The organism is Streptomyces sp. NPDC036984 (assembly GCF_055607665.1).
Genome location: NZ_JBVJRL010000014.1, coordinates 1 through 19,628 on the forward strand (window position 1 = coordinate 1; position 19,628 = coordinate 19,628).

A 19,628-nucleotide genomic window follows, 5' to 3' on the forward strand; every position below is an offset into this window, starting at 1 on the left:
CAGCAGCCGGCAGATCAAACGCAAGGCACCAGGGCCAGTCGTATCGCGGGCCAGACCACCACCCAAGGCGGCACCCCAACATCCTCACAGTCGTAGCGGGTGGCCACGGCCCGATGGCGCTTGAGGCGATTGATCCCGCATTTGACCGCGTGCCTCTCGCGGTAGTCGGCCTTGTCGAACGTCGGCGGCCGGCCGCCGCGGGAGCCGAGCTTCTTACGGTTGCGAACCGGGTGCTTCTTCTCCGGGATCGTGCACCGGATCCCACGTCGGCGCAGGTAGGCACGGCTCTTCCGGGAGCCGTACGCCTTGTCGGCACGCACTGTGTCCGGCCGCTTGCGGGGACGCCCCAGTCCCTGCCGTGGCACCCGGATGTTCTCCAGGACCGGTTCGAACTGCGGGGAATCCCCGCGCTGCCCGGCCGTGATCACAATCGACATGGGCTTCTGCCCCTGCTCGACCGCGAGATGGACCTTGGTGGTCAGCCCACCTCGCGAGCGACCGAGACCGTGGTCGTCCGGCTCGACCTCAACGCCGCCGGGCGGCTCCTTCTGACGTTCCCCCTTTTGACCGCTCCGGCGGCGTGCTGGTGGGCGCGGCAGATCGTCGAGTCGACACTGACATCCCAGGTGATCAGGTCCTTCGCGTCCGCCTGGGCCTGTAGTTCGGTGAAGACTCGCTTCCACGTGCCGTCGCGCTGGCGGCGCCGGAACAGGTCGTAGACCCGATCCCACGGCCCGTACCGCTCGGGACATCCCGCCACGGCGTCCCGGTCCGGGACCGCCACCGTATGCCGTCGACCAGCTGCCGCCTCGGCCGTATCGGCGGCCGGCCAGGCTTGATGCCCTTCGGCGACAACGGCTCCAGCCTGGCCCACTGGTCGTCCGTCCCGCATCGGTGCCGGAGGCGGCGGTACGCCGGCACACCTCGTCGCCGTGCATCCTGGGCAGGTCACGGTCGAGCACCATCACGTCGTACGCGTTGACGGCCAGGCGTTCCATGGCCGCCTCTCCGTCGTGTACGACGTCCACCGCGAACGCATCCTGCCGCAGTCCCTGCGCGATCGCGTCGGCGAGCATCTCCTCGTCCTCCACGACCAGAATGCGGATGCCGTCCTCCCACCCTCGTGCGCCGTCGTCGTGCTCCGGGTGCCCGCGGCGCGCGGGCACCCGTATCTGTGCAGAGGAGACGGCGTGAGCGGAGCGGGCGTTCGCTCATGGACCGCCTCAAGGTCCCGGCAGCACGCTTGACACGAGGGCCGCGCCCTGGCGTCAAGCTGGCCCGGTTGTCGGTGAAGGCCACACAGCCCGACGGCGACGTACGCCAGCGCCTGCGCCAGGTGTGCGCGGAGGACGCGGGCAGCCTGATCGCCGTGGCACAGGTCGTCGCCACCGAGTCGCCACCATTGCGGCAGCCAACGGGTACTGGCGCTGATGGAGCCCGGCATGAAGGCCCTCCGGCTGTCCGAGCAGCCCTGCTTCGCCCTTTACAGCGTGGTCAACGCCATCGCACGCGCGTATCGCCCCCTAATCGATCCCCTGGGGCTCACCTATGCGCAGTACGTCGCGATGACGTCGCTTTGGGAGGACGGGGTCCGCAGCGGGCCCCTCTTGTCTCCGACGGCACGACACCCTACGCTCACTCTCCGTACCGACTAGACGGTATGCTCGGCAAGAGGGTCGGTACGCGATGACGGCAGCCTGTCGGCCGTGCCGACCGCCGATGCAAGGCGACCGTCGAAGGAGCCGCCGGAGATGAGCAGGAAGATCGCGGACCGACCGGGCCAAGGGGAGAGAGAAATCCGGTGAAGGCACTGACCTACCACGGCCGTCACGACATCCGCTACGGGGATGTCCCCGACCCGGCCGTCACCAGCCCCACCGACGCGGTGGTGCAGGTGACCGCGGCCGGCATCTGCGGCAGCGACCTGCACATCTACCGCGGCAACCCGTTCACCGAGGAAGTGGGCTACACACCGGGGCACGAGTGCGTCGGCGTGGTGGTCGACACCGGCGGCCAGGTCACCCGCTTCAGGCCCGGCGACCGGGTTCTGGTGCCCGCCTCTGTCGGCTGTGCCCACTGCCGGTCGTGTGCGGCCGGGTTCACCGCCCGGTGCGAGCGCGCCACGTCCAGCACGGACCTCTGCTACGGAGTGAGCCCGCAGCTCCCGGGCAGCCAGGCCCAGGTCCTGGCGGTGCCGTACGCCGACGTCAATCTGGTGCACTTGCCCGAGGGCATCTCCGACGAGGCCGCCGTAGTCCTGACGGACAACGCTCCCACGGCCTGGTACGGCTGCCGCCGTGCCCGCATCCAGCCCGGTGAGACCGTCCTGATCATCGGCCTCGGCCCGGTCGGCCTCATGGCCGCCCAGTCCGCCTTCGCGATGGGCGCCGCGCGAGTGCTGGGCGCGGACCTGGTCGCGGAGCGCCGCGCCTTCGCCGCCACCCTGGGTGTCGAGCCGGTCGAGGGCGGGGACGCGCGGACGGCCATACGGGAGATGACCGACGGACGCGGGCCGGACGCCGTGGTGGAGGCCGTGGGCTCGGACGCCACCATCGAGCTCGCCCTCAAGGCCGTACGGCAGGCCGGCCGGGTCAGCGTCGTCGGGGTCAGCCAGAGCAAGGCATTCCCCTTCCACATGGGAATGGCGCAGATCAAGGAACTGGAGTTCGCCATCGGGCTGTGCTCGGTGCACTACGAACTGCCTCCCTTGATCGCCCTCACCCGTGCCGGCCGAATCAAGCCCGAGGTCGTGGTCTCCCACCGCTTCGCCCTCTCCGAAGGCCCGGCGGCGTACGGACTGTTCGCAGACCGCTCCGACGGCGTCCGCAAGATCCTTCTCGACCCCACCCGCTGACCCTCCTGCGCAGGCCCGCCTCGTCCGGCCGCCAGCGGCAGGCCCTTCAACCCCAGGGTGGCCGCTGGAGGCCGGTTCCGGGCACGGCCAGGGCGTGCGGGCCGTCGTGCCGCATCCGGGCGGTCCCGTCCCCACTTGTGCCGGGCCGCCGGGGCTGCGCGCGGACGACGGGCCTTGATCGCCAGGTGTCCGGCGCCGTCGCGCCCTGGCCTGGTGTCCCTCCCCAGGGCTCGCCCCGCGGCACCACCGCCATCGCGCCTTGGCGAGACGGCTCCGCCGGGAGCCGCGAGGCATCATCGGCGGTCGCACAGGCAATCCGGCCACTCGCTGATGGTGGTGCCGCCGACATCGTGGGGCCGCCCGGGCCGCTGCACGCGAATCGCGGTGCCCAAGGGCTTCTCGGCCTCCGCGGCGCCGCTCGAGCATGCCCGCCGCGTGGTGGCTGCCGGTCATGCGTGGCACACGCCCCGGGAAGAGCACGTAAGCGACGTCGAGACCGTGGCCGCAGTCCGAGTGCGGTCAGCGCAGGTGGCGAGACGCGGCTGACGCCCGCTCAGCCGAGCAGTTGCGCGCTGCTGACCGGTTCGCGCCGCTGCTGTCCGTTGATGCGGTGCCGTTCGATGGACGAGCGCCGGTACACCTCCTGCCGCACCCGCTGGATCTCGCCGATGGGCCGGTGCTCCTCGCGTGAGCGCCACGGTGTGATCGAGGTGCCGTCGGCGGCCGCCAGGTTGTCGTCTCCGCCGATGTCCTGGCGCGGGAGGTCCACACGGGCGACGGTCACCCAGGGGGACAGTTCCTCGGGCCACTTCACGGAGGTGTTGTCCACCGGCATACGGGCCAGATCGGTGTTGAGCTGCACCTGGAGTGCGAAGGAGTGGTCTTGTTCCGCGGCCTCGGCAACGAGGGTGCGGCGGAACGCCTCGTTGTCCGCGCGCACGTCAACGATCTGGTGCGTGAGGGAGGCCAGGGACTCGGACGTCGGCACGGTACGGATCTTGGCGATGTGGTCGCCGTACCGGAAGGCGCCCATGCTGTTGTAGGTGTACGACAGCAGGTTCCTGCGCGGCACGGTGGTGAACGACAGCATGGCGAACAGTTCGTCCCACAGCCAGCTGTCCGGATCGGTGAGCGTTCCCCTGCGGGTGAGGAACTCCGCCATCCAGGTCTTGCGGCGGGCGGGGTTCACCAGTGCCTCGGGCAGCTCCGCGAACAGCTCCTCGATGACCATGTAGTCGTAGGCGGTGTTCGCGAAGAAGACCTCGTTGTTGATCAGGTTGAGGTCGAACGTACCGCTGTCCGCTTCGTCGTCCAGCAGTGAGGGGCCGGGCACCCCGAACAGTTTGATGCCCATCCCGCACGCCGCGCCCAGCTGGTGGTCGGGGCGCTGGTGACCCAGGCCGTTGGAGTAGCGGACGACGGCGTCGTACACCGCGGGCCGGGCGAAGATACCCTGGCCGTGGAATCCCGGGTTGTCACCGATCGTGACGGTGGCCCTGAGGAGGCCGTAGGTCTTTCCGTGGGCGGTGCGGACGGCGCGGCCGACGGCCTCGCGCTCGACGGAGGCGCGGGTGCGTTGCGCGACCTGGGCGACCACTGCCTCCAACTCCGCGTGGTAGTTCGGACGTTCGGCGGGGCGGTAGTCCTCGTAACGGACGGGATCCATGGTGGTGCCTCCCTGTGCGGTGGTGTCGATCTCCGACGCTAGCGAGCAATTAAATTGCGCACAACATAACTGCCTGTGGTGAATCACACGTATGCCAGTGCAACCACATGGAGGAGCACCGCGCCCCGAGGGCCGACGCATGCGGTGCTCGAAGGCGGACCGGGCGGCCGGATCGGCCCTTTCCCCGCTCAGCACGGAGCCGATCCCATCCGGACGCGAAGGCCAGGGGGAAGGCGCTGTCGCGGCCGGCGTCGCCCAAGGCGTGCCGCACAGACGTGCGGGTGCAGCGGGGCAGCGGGGCAGCGGATTGAGACGACGCTGCGTGGAGTGCGTATCCCTTCACAGAGCAACCCATGAGCCCACGCCGTAGCCGACCTCTTCCCCACGGAGCCCGACCCGCACCGATGACCCCGCACTCGAGCCCACCCGGTCGCCTCGGCCGAACGTCCAGGTGTCCGACGGGGCACTCCACGAATGTTGCCCAAGGAGGACTGCCGATGGGACTTCCCGACGCCGAACCGCGCCAAGGCCTCACGCCCGGGGGCGGTCCCGCGCAAGAAATCAGGGACTCCTTCCAGGCCGTTCTGGACGCCTTGGACGCCGCACGGGCCGACCTGCGCGCGCTGAACCCACAGCACCGTCGCCTCGGCGACACGGCCTACGACAGCGCCGGTTCCGCTCAGCTGCGCCGGATTCCGCACGAAGCCGTGGTCGAGCCGCTGTGGTCACGCGGCACCCGACCAGCTGCGATTACGCCACGGAAGGCGGGGGGACTCCCCACGACGAGCGGCGGCGGCCCGGCGCCAGCCGAGCCGCCGGCAGCCGTGCCGCCCTCCGCTCCTTCACCAGGGGACTGGGACCGCGGAACCGACCCGCCCGCGGACACTCCGCGCTTTGCCCTCCCGCAACGGTGGGATGCGCCTGCGGCCCCGCTCGCCGCCTCGCCCTCCGATGCGCCCGTGCCCCCAGAATTCGTCCGCGCGCCCAAGCGGCAAGGAAACCGGGGACATGGCCGCTTCATCGACCGGCGGCGCACCCATGTCGCCGGAGCCCTCGGATTGGGCGCCGTGAGCGGATTGATCCTCGCCTCGGCCCTGCTCGGCAACGAGCACACCGCGCCGGCGGAACCCCCCGCATCCATGGAGGAACCGGACCGGCCGCTTCCCAGCGATTCCGCGCCCCCCGAGATCCCGGGCACCGGCGTGCTGCGCGAGGGCGACAGCGGCCATGGGGTGTACGAGTTACAGGTGCGTCTGCTCCAGCTCCCGAGCATCTACGCCGGCGGCGCCATCAGCGGCCGCTACGACACGCAAGTCCGGCAGGCCGTAGCCCGATTCCAGAAGCGATACGGCATCCAGGGGGACGAGAGCGGTGTCTACGGGGACAACACCCGCCTCGCTCTCATGCTGCGCACGAAGTAGTACCGGCAGCCATGCGGCAGACATCGGCCTCTTCCGGCAATGGTCGGCGAGGCCCTGCGGCGCGACACGGGGTGCGGCCGAGGGTCGGATCCGGATACCACAGTTGTCTCGCACAGGATGCACTGCTCTTGTGCCGGCTGGTGGCATCCGAAACCACCGCTCCCTTACCGCCCGCACGCCGTGGACATCGAGACGTACGCGCCCGCGACAACACCGACATGATCCGTCTGCAGCGAGCCCTACTGCGGTCCCTGCGCGCGGCATGCGCGCGGGCCGGCATCGAGTGGCACAGGTACGGGCCGCCAGGCGCAAGGTGACGGCTATCTGCTCGTGTTCGAGCCGGGCGTCGACGAGACCCGGTTAGTGCCGGATCTCCTGGACGGCCTCGCCTCGGCGCCGGCCGAGACCAATGCCGCCGCCCGTCCCCCGCAGCGCGTCCGGATGAGGGCCTGCCTGCACCAGGGCATCGTCCACGAGGCGGACAGCGCGTACGCGGGTTTCGCGGTGGTCACCCTGTTCCGTGTCCTCGACTCCGAGCCCGTGCGCCGTGCCCTCGCCGACACCCCCGCGACCCACCTGGTCGCCGCCTTCTCGGACGGCCTCTACCAAGACCTCGTCTCCCACGGCTACAGCGGTCTGACCGCCACGGGTTTCCGCCGCGCGGAAGTCCACGTGCCGGCCAAGAACTTCACCGGCGTGGCCTGGATCCGGGCACTCCCCACTCCGGTGCCGCAGGAGAGCCGGGCACGTCAACGTCCGGCAGCGGCAGCGGCAGCGGCAGCGGCAGCGGCAGCGGCAGCGGCAGCGGCAGCGGCAGCGGCAGCGGCAGGATGATGCCGTCCGCCACCGCACCCTCCGTTGTCCGACCTGGAGATCGGCTACTCGCGCTGACCGCTCCGCTGAACAGCCCTGGCTGCCTCGCGGGGATACGGACCGAGAGGCAGCCAGGCGCGCGATCGGTGGGTCAGCCTTGGACGACGAACGTCTTGGCCTTGCCGGAGCGGTTGGAGCAGGACCGCTTCTCCTCGGCGGTCATCTTCCTGGACTTGACGACCACCGCGTTGCTCTGGCCGTCTGTCCCGTTCGGGGCAGGGCCCGTGATGACATCCGGGACGAACCAGAAGTAGTGATCCCATTTCCGGTTGTCGTAGTGGGTCTGCCATGTGCCGGAGACGGTCTGCATCACCTGCGCACGGGGAATCCAGCCGACTTCACCGGGTTTCACCGTCATGTTGACGGAGCTGGCCTCCGAGTGGGTGCTCGGCCAGGTGTGGCTGTAGGTCGCCGTCACGCTGACGTCGATGATGCCCGCCATCTTGCCGCCGGCGGCCACGGATAGTCCCACCGAGTTCGTGGAACCGACCGTGTCGGACCAGGTCATCGACTGGGTGGCAGGCCAGGTGCTGCAGTTGTAGAGCGAGTCGGAGACCCGATGGAAGCTTCCGAGATACGCCTGGCCCAACTCGGGGTCGTTGAAGGTGCACTTCCCTTCACCCGAGTCGCAGTCGGCTATGAGCTGTGCCCGGGTGGGCTGGTCATCGGCCGAGGCCGGAGCGGCTACCGCCGCGACCATGCCCAGGGCAGCCGCTGAGAGCGCCAGTGTCCGTCCGCCGTGGCGCATCCTGCGGTTGTTCGCCATACATGTGCCTTTCGCTGTGCATGAGGGGGGTCGGCGATCGCTGGAAGAACAACTGAGGAGTCACCGCGATCACCGCCCACGGCACACCTCGGCGCGGCGTCACCGGACTTCGCGGACAAGGCGCGGGACGCACTCGTACGTGACCACTGGCTCCGCCGGGACACACCGGGTCCCGGAGCCGGTGCCGGCAGTCCCGGAGCGTCACCGGGCCGGCCGGGCTTCAATTGGACGCTGTCCCTGCTGCGTGAACACCCCGTCGTCCTCCGGGCACTGGGCCTGATCTTCGAGCTCCGGCTCGGCCCGGGCGCGGCCGGCGACCCGCCCGCCGGAACGGTGCGGGTGCTGTGGCCGGACCGCCCCGCCGCACTGCCCGGCATCGTCTTCCCCCGCACGGCGTTCGGCGGGGACTTCCGGCCGGCCGCCACGGACCGGCTGGACGGGGGCGTGGTCGACCTCGACCAGCGGGACCGGAGCGGGAGACCGCGCTGGCAGGTCGCGGGAGACCGCGCTGGCAGGTCGCGACCGTGGACGTGGACGTGGCCGCCCAACGGATGCGGGAAGCCGCCCACGCACTCGCCGCGCGTCCCGGCGAGCCGCCCGCCCTGCCCGCCCTGCGCTCCAACGGACTCCAGCTGGTGCTGAGAGGCCGGGGCGAGGACATGACGGCACGGCGCGACAGGGGAGTACGCGCTCGAGGGGGAGAGCCGGACGTGCTCACCGCCGACGACCTGGTCCTCGGCTACCGGGTCGACGTCCTTCCCGAACTCGGCGGGGACGAATGGTTCTCGCTGCACCGCCGCACGGCCACCTACCGGGTCCACGAACGGCGCCCCGACGGCGGACTGTCCGAGGACTCCACCGTCATCGGCGGGGACGGGGAGGGCAGGGGCCTGCCCGAGGAAGGGCACCTCAAGGCGAACGCCGCGATCCACGACCACGACGGCCTGCACGCCGACGAGATCGTGGCCGGCCGGCGGGGCTGGAGCCTGGCCGTCCCCCGGCCGTCGTTCGACGCCACGCCCCAGCCGTCGCCACCGCCTGCACCGGGCATGAACATCAGCATGTCCTTCGAGGCGGAGGACGGCACGCTGCCCCGGCTGCGCTTCGGCCGCCACTGCTCCCTGCGGGCACGAGTGGCGGACGTCGCGGGCGGCGGGCTCGGGCCCGACGACCCGGCAGCCGACCGGCACACGACGGCGCCCGAGTTCTACGGGCGCTACGAGCCGCTGTGCGCCCCGGAGGTCTCGTACCCGGAGGGGACGGACCCGGCCCGCTCCGGTCCCGGGGAGTCGGTCGATCAGGTGGTCGTGCGCAGCGATCCCCTGCTGGGAATGGACGTCGAGGAGTTCGCCGGGTCGGTGGACTACGCCCTGAACGACGAGCGGGTGCTGCATCCGCCGGGCAGCACCGTGGCCGCCGCCGAGCAGCACGGGGCGTTCGACGGCGATGGCGACACGGCCGAGCAGGACCGGTTGACCTGGGAATGGGTACGTCGCGCACTCGCCGCCGCGGACCCGGAGGCGTCCGAGGGTGCCCGGCCCCTGCCCGGCCCGGCCGCCGGCGGGATCGTGGCGGCCCGCGCCGAGCCGAACGCCCCCATGCCGACGAGGGCCTGGGAGGAGCGCTGGCCCGACCTGGCGCCCAAGAAGCTGTGGCTGACCACTCCATCCGCCGGACGTCCCACGGTCGGCTGGGAGGGCGACCGACTGGTGGTCCGCCTCGCACCGGCCGAGCGGATCACCCTCGACCTGCCGACGTTCCCCCGCGAGGACATCGCCGACGACTTCGCGCTGCACGCGGCCGACCCCCCGGAGAACTCGGTGAAAGCCCTTCGGCAGGGCCGCCACCCGATGGTCACGCCCGCCCGCACCCTCGCCCTCGTGCACGCGGTCCAGCACCCGATCAAACCGCCGGACACCGCCCTGACCGTCGCCCGCGACCCGAACGCGACGTCGGCGGCCTTCGCCCCGCAGTCCGACGTGTTCGACCCGAGGAGCACCGCCCAACTGGAGATCACCGCGAGCTGGTCCGACCAGGTGGACGAGGTTCCGCACCAGGTCGGTGACGTGCCGGTCGACACCCTCACCGGCGCCCCGGACGGACCGGCCCGCCCGCCGACGCTGTTCCGGCAGGATTTCGGCGACACCCGCCACCGCACGGTGACCTACACGCTCCCGGCCGTCAGCCGCTTCCGCGCCTGCTTCCACGACTCCGGGCGTCCCGACGACTTCACCGTGACGAGGCAACTTCCGCCGGTGGTCGTCCGCAGCACCGCCCGTCCCGCGCCCCCGGTGGTCGTCTCCACCCGTCCCGCGTTCCTCTGGAACCGGACCGGGGACCTCGATGCGGCCACCCACGTGCTCGTCCACGAGCGTCTGGGAAACCGCGTGCGGGTCGCCCTCCAGCGGCCGTGGCACACCACCGGGGCCGGTGAACTGCTGGCCGTGGTCGTGCGACCCGAATCCGAGGCCACCACTGCGGGGCTCGCCCCCTTCGTCACCCAGGCGGGCCTCGATCCCCTCTACCCCACCAAGGGCATCCCCATGGGCTCACCGTTCGCCCGCCACATCACCAGCGCCGCGGGCGCGGAGGAGCGACTGCGGCTCGACGAGGCCGGCGCGGACGTGGTGGTCGTGCCGCACCGGCCGGAGCACTCCCCCGACGGGCAGTGCTGGATGGGTGACGTGGCGTTCACCGGATCGGACAACACATCCTTCAACTGCGGCTTCGTACGGCTCGCCGTCACCCGGTACCAGCCGAACAGCCTGGACGGCCTCTCGCTGTCACCGGTGGTGCGCACCGACCCGATGCCCCTCTTCCCCGACCGGACCCTGCGCGTGACCCGCCTCACCGACACGTACGAGGTCAAACTGACCGGATCCGTCTCACCGGCCCCCGCCGTCAACAGGGTGGACATGATCCTGGAGCGCTGCACCCAGCCAGGGGGTCTCCCGGCCGACAAGGTGGACCTCATCGGGTTCGACACGGTGGCCGGCGTACCGGCGTGGCAGAGCGTGAACGTGCGCCGGCCGGAGCCCAGACGAATCGGCCTCTCACCCGTCCTCAAGGAATGGAAGGCAGAGTTCCTCCTGCCACCGGACGCCGGTCCCTTCCGGGTGCGAGTCCGCGAGGTGGAGTTCCTCCCCAACAACCAGCCGCGCCCCGGGACGTTCCTGCAGTCCGGCACGCCGGGAGAAGTCACCGAACGAACGGTCTTCACGGACACGGTGCTGCTGCCCCCGCTGTGACCCCCGACGGCGCTTCGGCTCGGAGCCGGCCGTTCTCGGGACTGGCGCATGCCCGCAGCCGCAGCGCGAATCGCCTCCCGCGCGTTCCCCACTGCCGCACTGGCCAGCCCTCGGTGACGCGCTCGGCATGCGTGACCTTCGCCATAATTTACCCATTTTTGGATGGAGGCCGCCTATATGTATTTTTAAAGGCTGATTGCACCCTTTCGGTGATCAGTGCAGAAATGCAAAGACCAGCGGCATGGAGAAGCGTTTGATCACGCTCTATAAGCGACGCACCGGGCTGGCGGCTGTGGCCGGCGTACTCGGCGGCGTACTCGCAGTCACGGCTCTCGGCGGTACCAGCAACGCTGCCACCAGCGGCAATGAGCCCGGGAAAGATCCGACATCGCAGGCGCGGGTGAAGCAGGCGGGCGCCCAGGAAGCCTCCGACGCCCGAATAGAGATCACGCCGAGGCAAGGTGCCCACGGCGTAGGGATCAACGGCCCGGTCGGTGTCACCGTCAGTAACGGCAAGCTCACCAAGGTGACCATGACCGCCGTCGCGACCGGTGCCGAGATCCCGGGCACCCTGTCCGCGGACGGCACCTCCTGGAAGCCGGACGGCCGGCTGGAGCGTGCCACCAGGTATCAGATCGCCGCAGAGGCCCAGGACGCCAAGGGCCGCTCCGCCACCGGTAACGCCACGATCACCACGGTCTCCCCGGCCAACGACTTCGTCGGGCACGTCTCCCCCGAGGACGGCTCGACCGTCGGCGTGGGCATGCCCGTGACGGTCGACTTCGACAAGGCGGTCAGCGACAAGGCCGCCGTGGAGTCCGAGATCCAGGTCAGCTCCAGCAGCGGCCAGCAGGTCGCCGGTCACTGGTTCAACGCCCACCGACTGGACTTCCGCCCCGAGAAGTACTGGAAGCCCGGCTCCACCGTCACCGTCACGCTCAACCACCACGGCATCCAGAAGACGGTCACGTTCAAGATCGGCCGGAGCCAGATCAGCACCGTGGACGCGAAGACGAAGCGGATGACCGTCGTCCGGGACGGCAAGACGATCAAGACCATCCCGATCTCGTCAGGCAGCCCCGAGCACCCGACGTACAACGGTCAGATGGTGATCTCCGAGAAGTTCAGGCAGATCCATATGAACGGTGCGAGCGTCGGCCTCACGGAGAAGGACGGCAAGCCCTCGTACGACATCAAGGCCGTACCGCACGCCATGCGCCTGACCGACTCGGGCACGTTCATCCACGGCAACTACTGGGGTGCCGACTCGGTCTTCGGCAAGGCCAACACCAGCCACGGCTGCATAGGCCTGAAGGACGTCAGGGGCGGCGGCGACGGCAGGCAGCCCGCCGCGTGGTTCTTCGACCACTCGATGACCGGTGACGTCGTGATCGTCAAAAACTCTGACGACAAGACCACCCTGGCCCCGGACAACGGCCTCAGCGATTGGAACATGTCGTGGAGCGAGTGGGTCGCGGGCAGCCCCACCACCTGACGGGGAGCGGGTATGCCGCGTTCGGCGCGCTGCGGCCCTCGTCACTGCGTCAAGCCCTCCACCGGCCGGTCCTGGACATCCGGAGTGCCCGGCGCCGCCCGTCGCGCCGCCTCGGCGTTCGCGTGAGTTCCGCCCGGACGCCCTCCGGGCGGAGCCAGCCGTAACCGGCGTACCGCAGGCGGTCCGAGAGCCGGTGGAAGGCGGAGGTGTCCGGGCCGTACTCGTCGAGGAACATGTCGAGGTAGGGTCGGGCGCCCTCGTCCCAGTCGGCCGCCTCATGGGCCGCGAGTTCCCAGTCCAGGCCCCAGACCCAGACCGTGCCGTCGCGCGTTGCCGTCGCGGCGCGCCGGCCGTCCTCGCTGAGGCTCACCGCCGCCACCTCGCCGGCGTGTCCCTCCAGCACCTGCAGGCAGCGGCCCTCGCGCAGGTCCCAGATCCGTGCCGTCTGATCCATGCTGCCGGAGAGGGCGAACCGCCCGTCCGCGGTGACGTCCAAGGCGTTCACCGGGTGCGTGTGCGCTTCGAGAACCCGTAGGCACGCCCCGGTGGCCAGATCCCAGTAGCGGACCGTGCTGTCCCACCCGCCCGACACCGCGAACCGGGCGTCACCAGTCGTCACCACCGTGTCGACGCGCTGTCCGTGCCCGGTCAGAGGCGGCAGCTGCCGCCGTCGGCGCGTGTTCCACCTCAGCACCTCACCGGACTGGAGGGCTACGAGGGCCAGCCGTCCGTCGGCGCTGAGGCACACGCGACGAACCTCCACCGGTTCACGCCGTGGCGGGCCCTCAGCCATCGTGACCATCTCGGTGGGGCCCTTGAGTCTGCCCACCGAGCGTCCCGATGTGGTGTTCCACAACCTGGGCACTCCGTCGGCACCGATCGTGAGCGCCCGTGTGCCCGCCCGGCTGAGTGACACGGAGTGACCGTCGGCATCCCGAACGCCGAGCTTCAGCAGACGTCGGCCCGTGCGGACATCCCACAACTGAACCCTGCCGTAGGCGTCGGCGCACAGCGCGTGGGAGGCGTCGGGAGTCATGTCGACCGCCACGCCTTGCACGGGCTCCTCGGGATCCGCGTAGGTGCGCGCCAGGCGGCCGGTGTCCAGGTCCCACAGGGCCATCGTCGCCGTACGGTGCGTCGTCAGGGCGAATCGTCCGTCCGCGGAGAGCCGGAGCGCGGGGTACCAGAAGTCGTCGGGATCCGGTCCGGTGACCCGCAAGGTGCGGATCGGCCACGCCGATCGCAGCCCGGTCCGGGTCGTGGCCAGGGACAGCCGCTGCCAGGCCGCCACCAGCGACGAGTCCCGCTCGTACCCAGGCACCGTGCGTGCCTGCGACAGGCGGTCCAGGGCGACGCGGTAACGCTGTCGGGAGAGCGCCTCCTCGGCCTCGTCGTGCAGGGTGCGTACGCGCATTTCCAGTTCCCGCATCCGGGTGTGCGGCCGCGGCCGGCACACGTGCAGGGGTGCGGCGTACCCCGTAGGAAGTGCCCAGGTCCTCGCGACGTCGCCATTGGCGACCGACACGGCGCGCCGCCCGTCCGGAGAGACCCGGACCGGCACACTCAGCGACTCGGTGCTGAACAGTCTGCGCGCGGCCTCGGCCGGATGCCCTTCGAACGTACGCAGGCACCGGCCGCTTCCCAGGTCCCACAGCCACATCCGACCGGTCCACCTGCTACTGCCGAGCGCCAGCCGCCCGTCGCCGGAGAGCGAGAGCCACTCGATCCGCGCGGCGAACTCATGGCGGCAGTCACCGCCCGAGAGATCCGGCGTCAGCGACCACACCCGGGTCGTGTCACCGCCCGTGACGGCGGTCCTCGCATCGGCACTCAGCTCGACCACCCCCAACTGTCCGGGATGTTCCAGGAGACCGACACACCTGCCGGTGCGCACGTCCCACAACCGGATGGTGCCCTTCCTGTGTGCCGACGCCAGGATCCTGCCGCCGGCGGAGAAGCTCAGCGACACGCCCGGCGCGTCCTTGTCCAGGAGGTGCAGACATGTGCCGGTGGCGACATCCCACACGCAGATCGCGGATCCCACTCCGGCGGAGGCCAGCAGCCGCCCGTCGGAGCTGAACCGCAGCACGGTCGGAAGATCCGAGTGCCCTGGGAGCGCCCGTGAACACCGCCCGGTGGCCAGGTCCCAGAGTCGGATCGTGCCGCCGGCGTCGCCCGTCGCAGCGAGGCGTCCGTCGGCGCTCACATCCACGGCGGACACACCCTGGTCGTGCCCCTCCAGTACGTGTCGACTGCCGCCGCTGCCCACATCTGTGACATGGACGCGCCGATGTATGGGGCGGTCCTGACCGGACAGGATGTCCTGATCGGTACGGCGGACCGGCTCGCGGGATTCCCGTGCGGTCACCACGAGCCGGGCGTCCTGGCCGATGGCCGCTGCCGTCACCCTTCCGGTGCCGCCGGCCAACCGATGCTCCCTGCGCGCCCCGGCCGGCTCGCCCGCGCGGGCCCGGCGCAGCGTCGCGGCCACCTCGCGGTCGCCGGGCACCGCCCGGGCCGCCTCGACCAGCAGGGGCAGTGCGCTGTCCAGATCGCCTCGTTCCAGGTGCACCAGCCCGAGCAGGTAGCTGCCCTGCCACCGGTCGCGTGAGCCGGCTCTGGCCGCCGACAGGTCGGCGACGAGCCGCTCGTCGGAGATCTCGCCGCGGCGCCAGCGCAGCAGCCCGGCGTTGAACGTGACCTCGGGGTGATTCGGATCCACCCGCAGCGCAGCGGCGAACGCCGCCTCGGCCGCGGTGACATCACCGAGGTCGAGCAGGGACAGCGCGCGATTGTTCAGTTCGTCGGCGCGCAGCCCGGCAGGCTCGGGCGTTGATCTGGGGTAGGGCCGACGGACGCTCTCGGCGTAGATGTCGCACAGTTCGCCGGCGATCGCGTCCATGCTCGCGGGCCGCCGGGCGGGGTCCGGGCGCAGGCATCGGTCCAGGAGTCCGGCCAGTGGAGTGGGCAGCAGGCCGTTCCGGGCGTGGGTGGCCAGCACCTGGTCGGCCGGCCGGTCGGCAGACCAGGTCACACCGCCGGCGCACATGTCCAGCACGGACAGGGCGAAGCTCCAGACGTCCGTGCGTCGCCCCACCGGATCGCCCGCCAACTGCTCCGGCGACGCGTACGCCGGGGTGAACCCGCCCGCACTGACCAGCACGGTCTCTGTCGGCCGGCCGTCCTGTCGAGGCGCCGCCGCGTCACGGACCCGGGCCAGTCCGAAGTCCGTCAGCTTGGCCGTGCCGTCGGCGCCGAGCAGGATGTTGGCCGGCTTCACGTCTCTGTGCACCACTCCACGGCGGTGTGCGTGTTCCAGTCCCCAGGCCGTTTGGATCGCCAGGTCGAGCAGTCGCGCGAGTCTGTCCCCCGGCTCCCCGCGCTGCAGTCGTCCGCTGTCGATCAGTTCACGCAGGCTGCCGCCGTCGGCGTACTCGGCGAACACCCTCGGCACGTCGTCGATCGTGCGCACGTAGTAGCAGGTGCAGACGTGCGGGTGCATCTCCAGCGCCATCCAGGTCTGCGCCTCGGCCACGAACTGTCGGCGGCCATCCGGATGCCGGATCAGCGCGGGCCGCGGCGTCTTCACCGCCAGGTCGACGTCCCAGCCCAAGTGGCGTACCCGGTACACCAGCCCCATGCCGCCTTGCGCGTGCACCTCCGTCACCCGGTAGAGACCGGCGACTACATCTCCGACGTGCCACCTCTGCCCCCTGGCCACCTCGCCACGGTACCGAACGCCGCCGGCCGGATCCGGCGGATGCAGCCGGCGGCCGTGATCGGTTCGGGCATACTCGGGTGTCCGGGATGCGTGTGTCCGAGGGGTGGGGTGACTGTGTCGTTCCGGTACTACCTCTACATCAGTGACAGCAAGGTCGACATGCTGCTGCCGCAGATCGACCCCGGCTTCAGGACCAGGCGCACCTCGGAGATCGGTGTGGATCTCAAGGTGCTGACGGCGAAGCGCACGGCGGAGTCGGTGTCCGCGGACCGCACCGCCCGACTGGAGCGGGTCGTGCGCCACTTGCAGGACTTCGGCGACCTCGGGTCGGTCGACGAGCCGGGACAGTTCTTCTGGGGTCTGCTGCCGATGCGGTGGGGGCCGCTCCCCAGCGAGGCCGGGCCCTCGCCGGTGTTCTTCGGCGGCCGGACCGAACGCACCGTCGTCGGCCTCGGCGGTTCCGGTCGGCATCTGATCGGCTCGGTGCCCGGCGTCGACCAGGACGGTGCCACCTTCTCGCTGATGCCGTCTCTCCTGCACGGGTTGGGCGCGGGCTCGGAACTGGAGGACGAATTCCTGGTCGACGTGATCCACGACGGTGCTGAGGACCGTTCCGCGCTCGCCACCGTTCAGCGGGCCGTGACGCGACTCAAGGGCCCTGCGCAGAACGTCGAGTTCGTGGCCAAGCGCCTGCTGGACGGACCCAGTCCGTTCCCGGAGTCGGCCGGGATGTCGGTCTTGCTGGGCTCGCCGGTGTACATCGCCCTGGTGGACTGAGCGACGCCTGAAGGCCGTTCTCGACACGTCCTCCCGCGAGCCAGTCCGACCGGGCAGCGAGGGCACGCCCGGGAACGAGGACGGTGGGATTCCGGATCCTCATGGCCGGGGCACCGCCGTCCAACCGGGCAGGAGGAGGCCGGCCCTCGCTGACGCCCGACTTCTCCAGCATCAGGCCCTTGTCCGGCCTCGGTACGGGTGGGCCCTCGTATGTCAAGACGAGTCAGTTCGTCGTCTGGACGGCGCAGACTTCGGCCGCGCCGTTGAAGACCTGCCACCAGAGGGTCTGCCTGTCGGTGCGCCGGGGGCAGCTGCCGCCGTCCAGTACCGCCGTGATCACCTGATCGCGTTGTTGCCGCTCGGCACCTGCGTCCGGTCGCAGCTCCATACGCTGAACAACTGGCCCGCGCCATGGAGGGACCCGTCGGCCTGTCTGCTCAGTTTCGCGGGGAAGCACTGCCCCGCGGCGAAGACGCGGGGCAGGCACAGGGCGACGGACGATCCGTCGTCGTTAAGGTGACCCCCCCATCGGCCGACGCCCCCAGGGCAGTTCGAGGCGGACTTCGTCACCATGGTCACCTTCGAGAAGGCGAAGTCGGCACCGCAGTCGACGGCGACCGGCCGCTCGCGGTTCAGCTTGCCCCAGCCGCTGTCGTACGCGTCGAGGCAGGTACCGACTCCGACGGACGCGAACGCCACGTCCGCCGGATCCGGCGGGTCGGGGGTCGCGGAGACACTCGGGGTGGGCCTGGGGGAGGTTTCCGGGCCCTTCAGCTCCTCGTCGTCCTCGCCCGCGGACGTCGGCTCCCGATACGGTGCGGATGTCGCGGAGGCTCCCCCCGGGGGACCGCGGTCCGATCGCGGTCTCCGTACGGTCCCGTTCACCCGTCGCCGCCGTTTCCCGCCACGGCTGCCACGTACCGAGGAGGACCACGAGGGCGGCGAGCGCCGCCGACGAGGCACTGACGAACCAGGTGGTGTTGAGGTCACGTCCAGCCATGGTGACCTTGGACCGGCCGTCCGCTCGCGCGCTGATGCGGGTCCCCCCACCGTCGGCGCCGTCCCGACTCGAAATCGGCTCGGTGATTCACCAGCCAGCTGAGATGGAAATCTCCGAGTGCAACGGAGCATGGTCGGCACCAGGTCAGCACGGGAGGGGTGAAGACGGGTGATGACGTGGGCCTTCGGTCGGCACCAGACCAGCACGGGAGTCGGCACCGCATCAACGAATCATCCCGAACTACGCGCCCCGGACAGCGCTCGTTCCAACCACCTCCCCTGAATCGCCCTTCCCGAGCCGGTATGGTGGCCGCACGCATAGCCACGCCCCGAACTATGTTGCCCCACCACATGTGCCCCTGACCTGCATCTTCCTACGGTGTGCCGACACGTACCCGTCCCCACCGCACACGAGGAAGTGGCGCACATGGCCTCCGGAACCACCGCTCCCCCACCCCCCGCCAGCCTCCCCAGAATCGTCGCCGCCAGCCTCATCGGCACCACCATCGAGTGGTACGACTTCTTCCTCTACGGCTCGGCCGCCGCGCTGGTGTTCAACAAGCTGTTCTTTCCGGACTCCGATCCGCTCGTCGGAACGCTGCTGTCGTTTCTGACGTACGCCGTCGGGTTCGCGGCCCGCCCGCTGGGGGCGCTCGTGTTCGGGCACTACGGTGACCGGCTGGGGCGCAAGAAGCTGCTGGTGCTGAGCCTGGTGCTGATGGGCGGAGCGACCTTCGCCATCGGGTTGCTGCCCACCCACGCCACTGTCGGGGCCGCCGCGCCCGTGCTGCTCACCACGTTGCGGCTGGTGCAGGGGTTCGCGCTCGGCGGTGAGTGGGGCGGCGCTGTCCTGCTGGTGTCGGAGCACGGGGACGCGCGGCGGCGCGGCTTCTGGGCCTCGTGGCCGCAGACCGGAGCGCCGGCCGGACAACTGCTCGCGACAGGCGTGCTGTCGCTGCTCACCGCCGTACTCTCCGACGACGCCTTCGGCTCCTGGGGATGGCGGATTCCGTTCCTGCTCTCCGGGGTGCTCGTGCTCGTCGGTCTGTGGATTCGTCTGTCCGTCGATGAATCGCCTGTCTTCAAGGAGGCGTTGGAGCGGGCCGAGGCACGCCGGGGCCACGAGGACGAGAAGCCGCCCCTGGTCTCGGTGCTGCGGTACCACTGGCGGGACGTGCTCGTCGCGATGGGCGCCCGCATGGCGGAGAACATCAGCTACTACGTCATCACCGCGTTCATCCTCGTCTACGCCACCACCTCGGCCGGCGTCACCAAGCAGACCGCGCTCAACGCCGTACTCATCGGCTCCGCCGTGCACTTCGCCGTCATCCCGGCCTGGGGCGCGCTCTCCGACCGGGTGGGGCGGCGGCCCGTGTACCTGCTCGGCGCGGCCGGCGTCGGTCTGTGGATGTTCCCGTTCTTCTCGCTGGTCGACACCGGCGAGTTCGGGTCCCTGGTGCTCGCCGTGACCGTCGGACTGGTGCTGCACGGCGCGATGTACGCACCCCAGGCCGCGTTCTTCGCCGAGATGTTCGGCACCCGGATGCGGTACTCGGGTGCGTCCATCGGCGCCCAGTTCGCCTCCGTGGCGGCCGGTGCGCCCGCCCCGCTCATCGCCACCGCGCTGCTGTCCGACTACGACAGCTCCACCCCGATCGCCCTCTACGTGATCGCCGCCGCCGTGCTGACCCTGGTCGCGGTGGCTCTCGGCCGGGAGACCCGGCACCGTGATCTCGCCCAGATCGTGGACGAGGGCGGGGAGCCCTCCGAGGCGAGTCCGGCCGCCGGGGCGCGGACCGTCTGACCGG

The 19,628-nt window shown here is 70.6% G+C and carries 12 protein-coding genes and 2 pseudogenes; 8 read left to right on the forward strand and 6 right to left on the reverse strand.

The features are described from left to right. Window positions 1–14: 14 nt before the first annotated feature. Both ACZ7DL_RS24195 and ACZ7DL_RS24200 read right to left on the reverse strand, forming a co-directional pair. Window positions 15–921: pseudogene (locus ACZ7DL_RS24195) on the reverse strand (IS5 family transposase). Continuing rightward, window positions 897–1,106: pseudogene (locus ACZ7DL_RS24200) on the reverse strand (response regulator); the annotation flags it as partial. The pseudogenes ACZ7DL_RS24200 and ACZ7DL_RS24195, both read right to left, overlap by 25 nt. A gap of 107 nt (window positions 1,107–1,213) precedes the next feature. Between ACZ7DL_RS24200 and ACZ7DL_RS24205 the strand changes: the two are divergent. Together ACZ7DL_RS24205 and ACZ7DL_RS24210 are read left to right on the forward strand one after the other, a co-directional pair. Then, window positions 1,214–1,690 (forward strand): hexameric tyrosine-coordinated heme protein, encoded by a 477-nt coding sequence (locus tag ACZ7DL_RS24205; protein WP_470776932.1) that lies wholly within the window; start codon window positions 1,214–1,216, stop codon window positions 1,688–1,690. 111 nt (window positions 1,691–1,801) lie between these two features. After that, on the forward strand, window positions 1,802–2,854 hold the full coding sequence (locus tag ACZ7DL_RS24210; protein ID WP_470776933.1) for an alcohol dehydrogenase catalytic domain-containing protein: 1,053 nt from the start codon (window positions 1,802–1,804) through the stop codon (window positions 2,852–2,854). A 553-nt stretch (window positions 2,855–3,407) separates the two neighbouring features. Here ACZ7DL_RS24210 and ACZ7DL_RS24215 read toward each other — a convergent pair. Beyond that, a complete protein-coding gene (locus tag ACZ7DL_RS24215; RefSeq protein ID WP_470776934.1) occupies window positions 3,408–4,520 on the reverse strand; it encodes a catalase family protein in 1,113 nt (370 codons plus the stop codon). A 1,067-nt stretch (window positions 4,521–5,587) separates the two neighbouring features. On the opposite strand from ACZ7DL_RS24215, the gene ACZ7DL_RS24220 reads away from it, so the two are divergent. Both ACZ7DL_RS24220 and ACZ7DL_RS24225 read left to right on the forward strand, forming a co-directional pair. Beyond that, window positions 5,588–5,941 (forward strand): peptidoglycan-binding domain-containing protein, encoded by a 354-nt coding sequence (locus ACZ7DL_RS24220; RefSeq protein WP_470776935.1) that lies wholly within the window; start codon window positions 5,588–5,590, stop codon window positions 5,939–5,941. Between the two features lie 330 nt (window positions 5,942–6,271). Next, complete coding sequence (locus tag ACZ7DL_RS24225) at window positions 6,272–6,775, forward strand: hypothetical protein (protein ID WP_470776936.1); 504 nt, start codon at window positions 6,272–6,274, stop codon at window positions 6,773–6,775. 130 nt (window positions 6,776–6,905) lie between these two features. On the opposite strand, the gene ACZ7DL_RS24230 is transcribed toward ACZ7DL_RS24225, so the two are convergent. After that, complete coding sequence (locus ACZ7DL_RS24230; protein WP_470776937.1) at window positions 6,906–7,580, reverse strand: hypothetical protein; 675 nt, start codon at window positions 7,578–7,580, stop codon at window positions 6,906–6,908. Window positions 7,581–8,104: 524 nt separating this feature from the next. On the opposite strand from ACZ7DL_RS24230, the gene ACZ7DL_RS24235 reads away from it, so the two are divergent. Both ACZ7DL_RS24235 and ACZ7DL_RS24240 read left to right on the forward strand, forming a co-directional pair. Further along, window positions 8,105–10,828, forward strand: coding sequence for a hypothetical protein (locus ACZ7DL_RS24235; protein WP_470776938.1), 2,724 nt, complete (start codon window positions 8,105–8,107; stop codon window positions 10,826–10,828). Window positions 10,829–11,069: 241 nt separating this feature from the next. Continuing rightward, window positions 11,070–12,323, forward strand: a complete 1,254-nt coding sequence (locus ACZ7DL_RS24240) for a L,D-transpeptidase (RefSeq protein ID WP_470776940.1) — start codon at window positions 11,070–11,072, stop codon at window positions 12,321–12,323. Window positions 12,324–12,372: 49 nt separating this feature from the next. Here ACZ7DL_RS24240 and ACZ7DL_RS24245 read toward each other — a convergent pair whose 3' ends face one another. After that, window positions 12,373–16,044, reverse strand: coding sequence for a WD40 repeat domain-containing serine/threonine protein kinase (locus ACZ7DL_RS24245; RefSeq protein WP_470776942.1), 3,672 nt, complete (start codon window positions 16,042–16,044; stop codon window positions 12,373–12,375). A 108-nt stretch (window positions 16,045–16,152) separates the two neighbouring features. Here ACZ7DL_RS24245 and ACZ7DL_RS24250 point away from each other — a divergent pair, with 108 nt between their 5' ends. Next, entirely contained in the window at window positions 16,153–16,821 is a 669-nt protein-coding gene (locus ACZ7DL_RS24250) for a DUF7019 family protein (RefSeq protein ID WP_470776943.1), read from the forward strand. Between the two features lie 336 nt (window positions 16,822–17,157). Here ACZ7DL_RS24250 and ACZ7DL_RS24255 read toward each other — a convergent pair whose 3' ends face one another. Continuing rightward, window positions 17,158–17,520 (reverse strand): hypothetical protein, encoded by a 363-nt coding sequence (locus ACZ7DL_RS24255; RefSeq protein ID WP_470776945.1) that lies wholly within the window; start codon window positions 17,518–17,520, stop codon window positions 17,158–17,160. 727 nt (window positions 17,521–18,247) lie between these two features. On the opposite strand from ACZ7DL_RS24255, the gene ACZ7DL_RS24260 reads away from it, so the two are divergent. Continuing rightward, complete coding sequence (locus ACZ7DL_RS24260; RefSeq protein ID WP_470776947.1) at window positions 18,248–19,624, forward strand: MFS transporter; 1,377 nt, start codon at window positions 18,248–18,250, stop codon at window positions 19,622–19,624. Window positions 19,625–19,628: the final 4 nt, after the last annotated feature.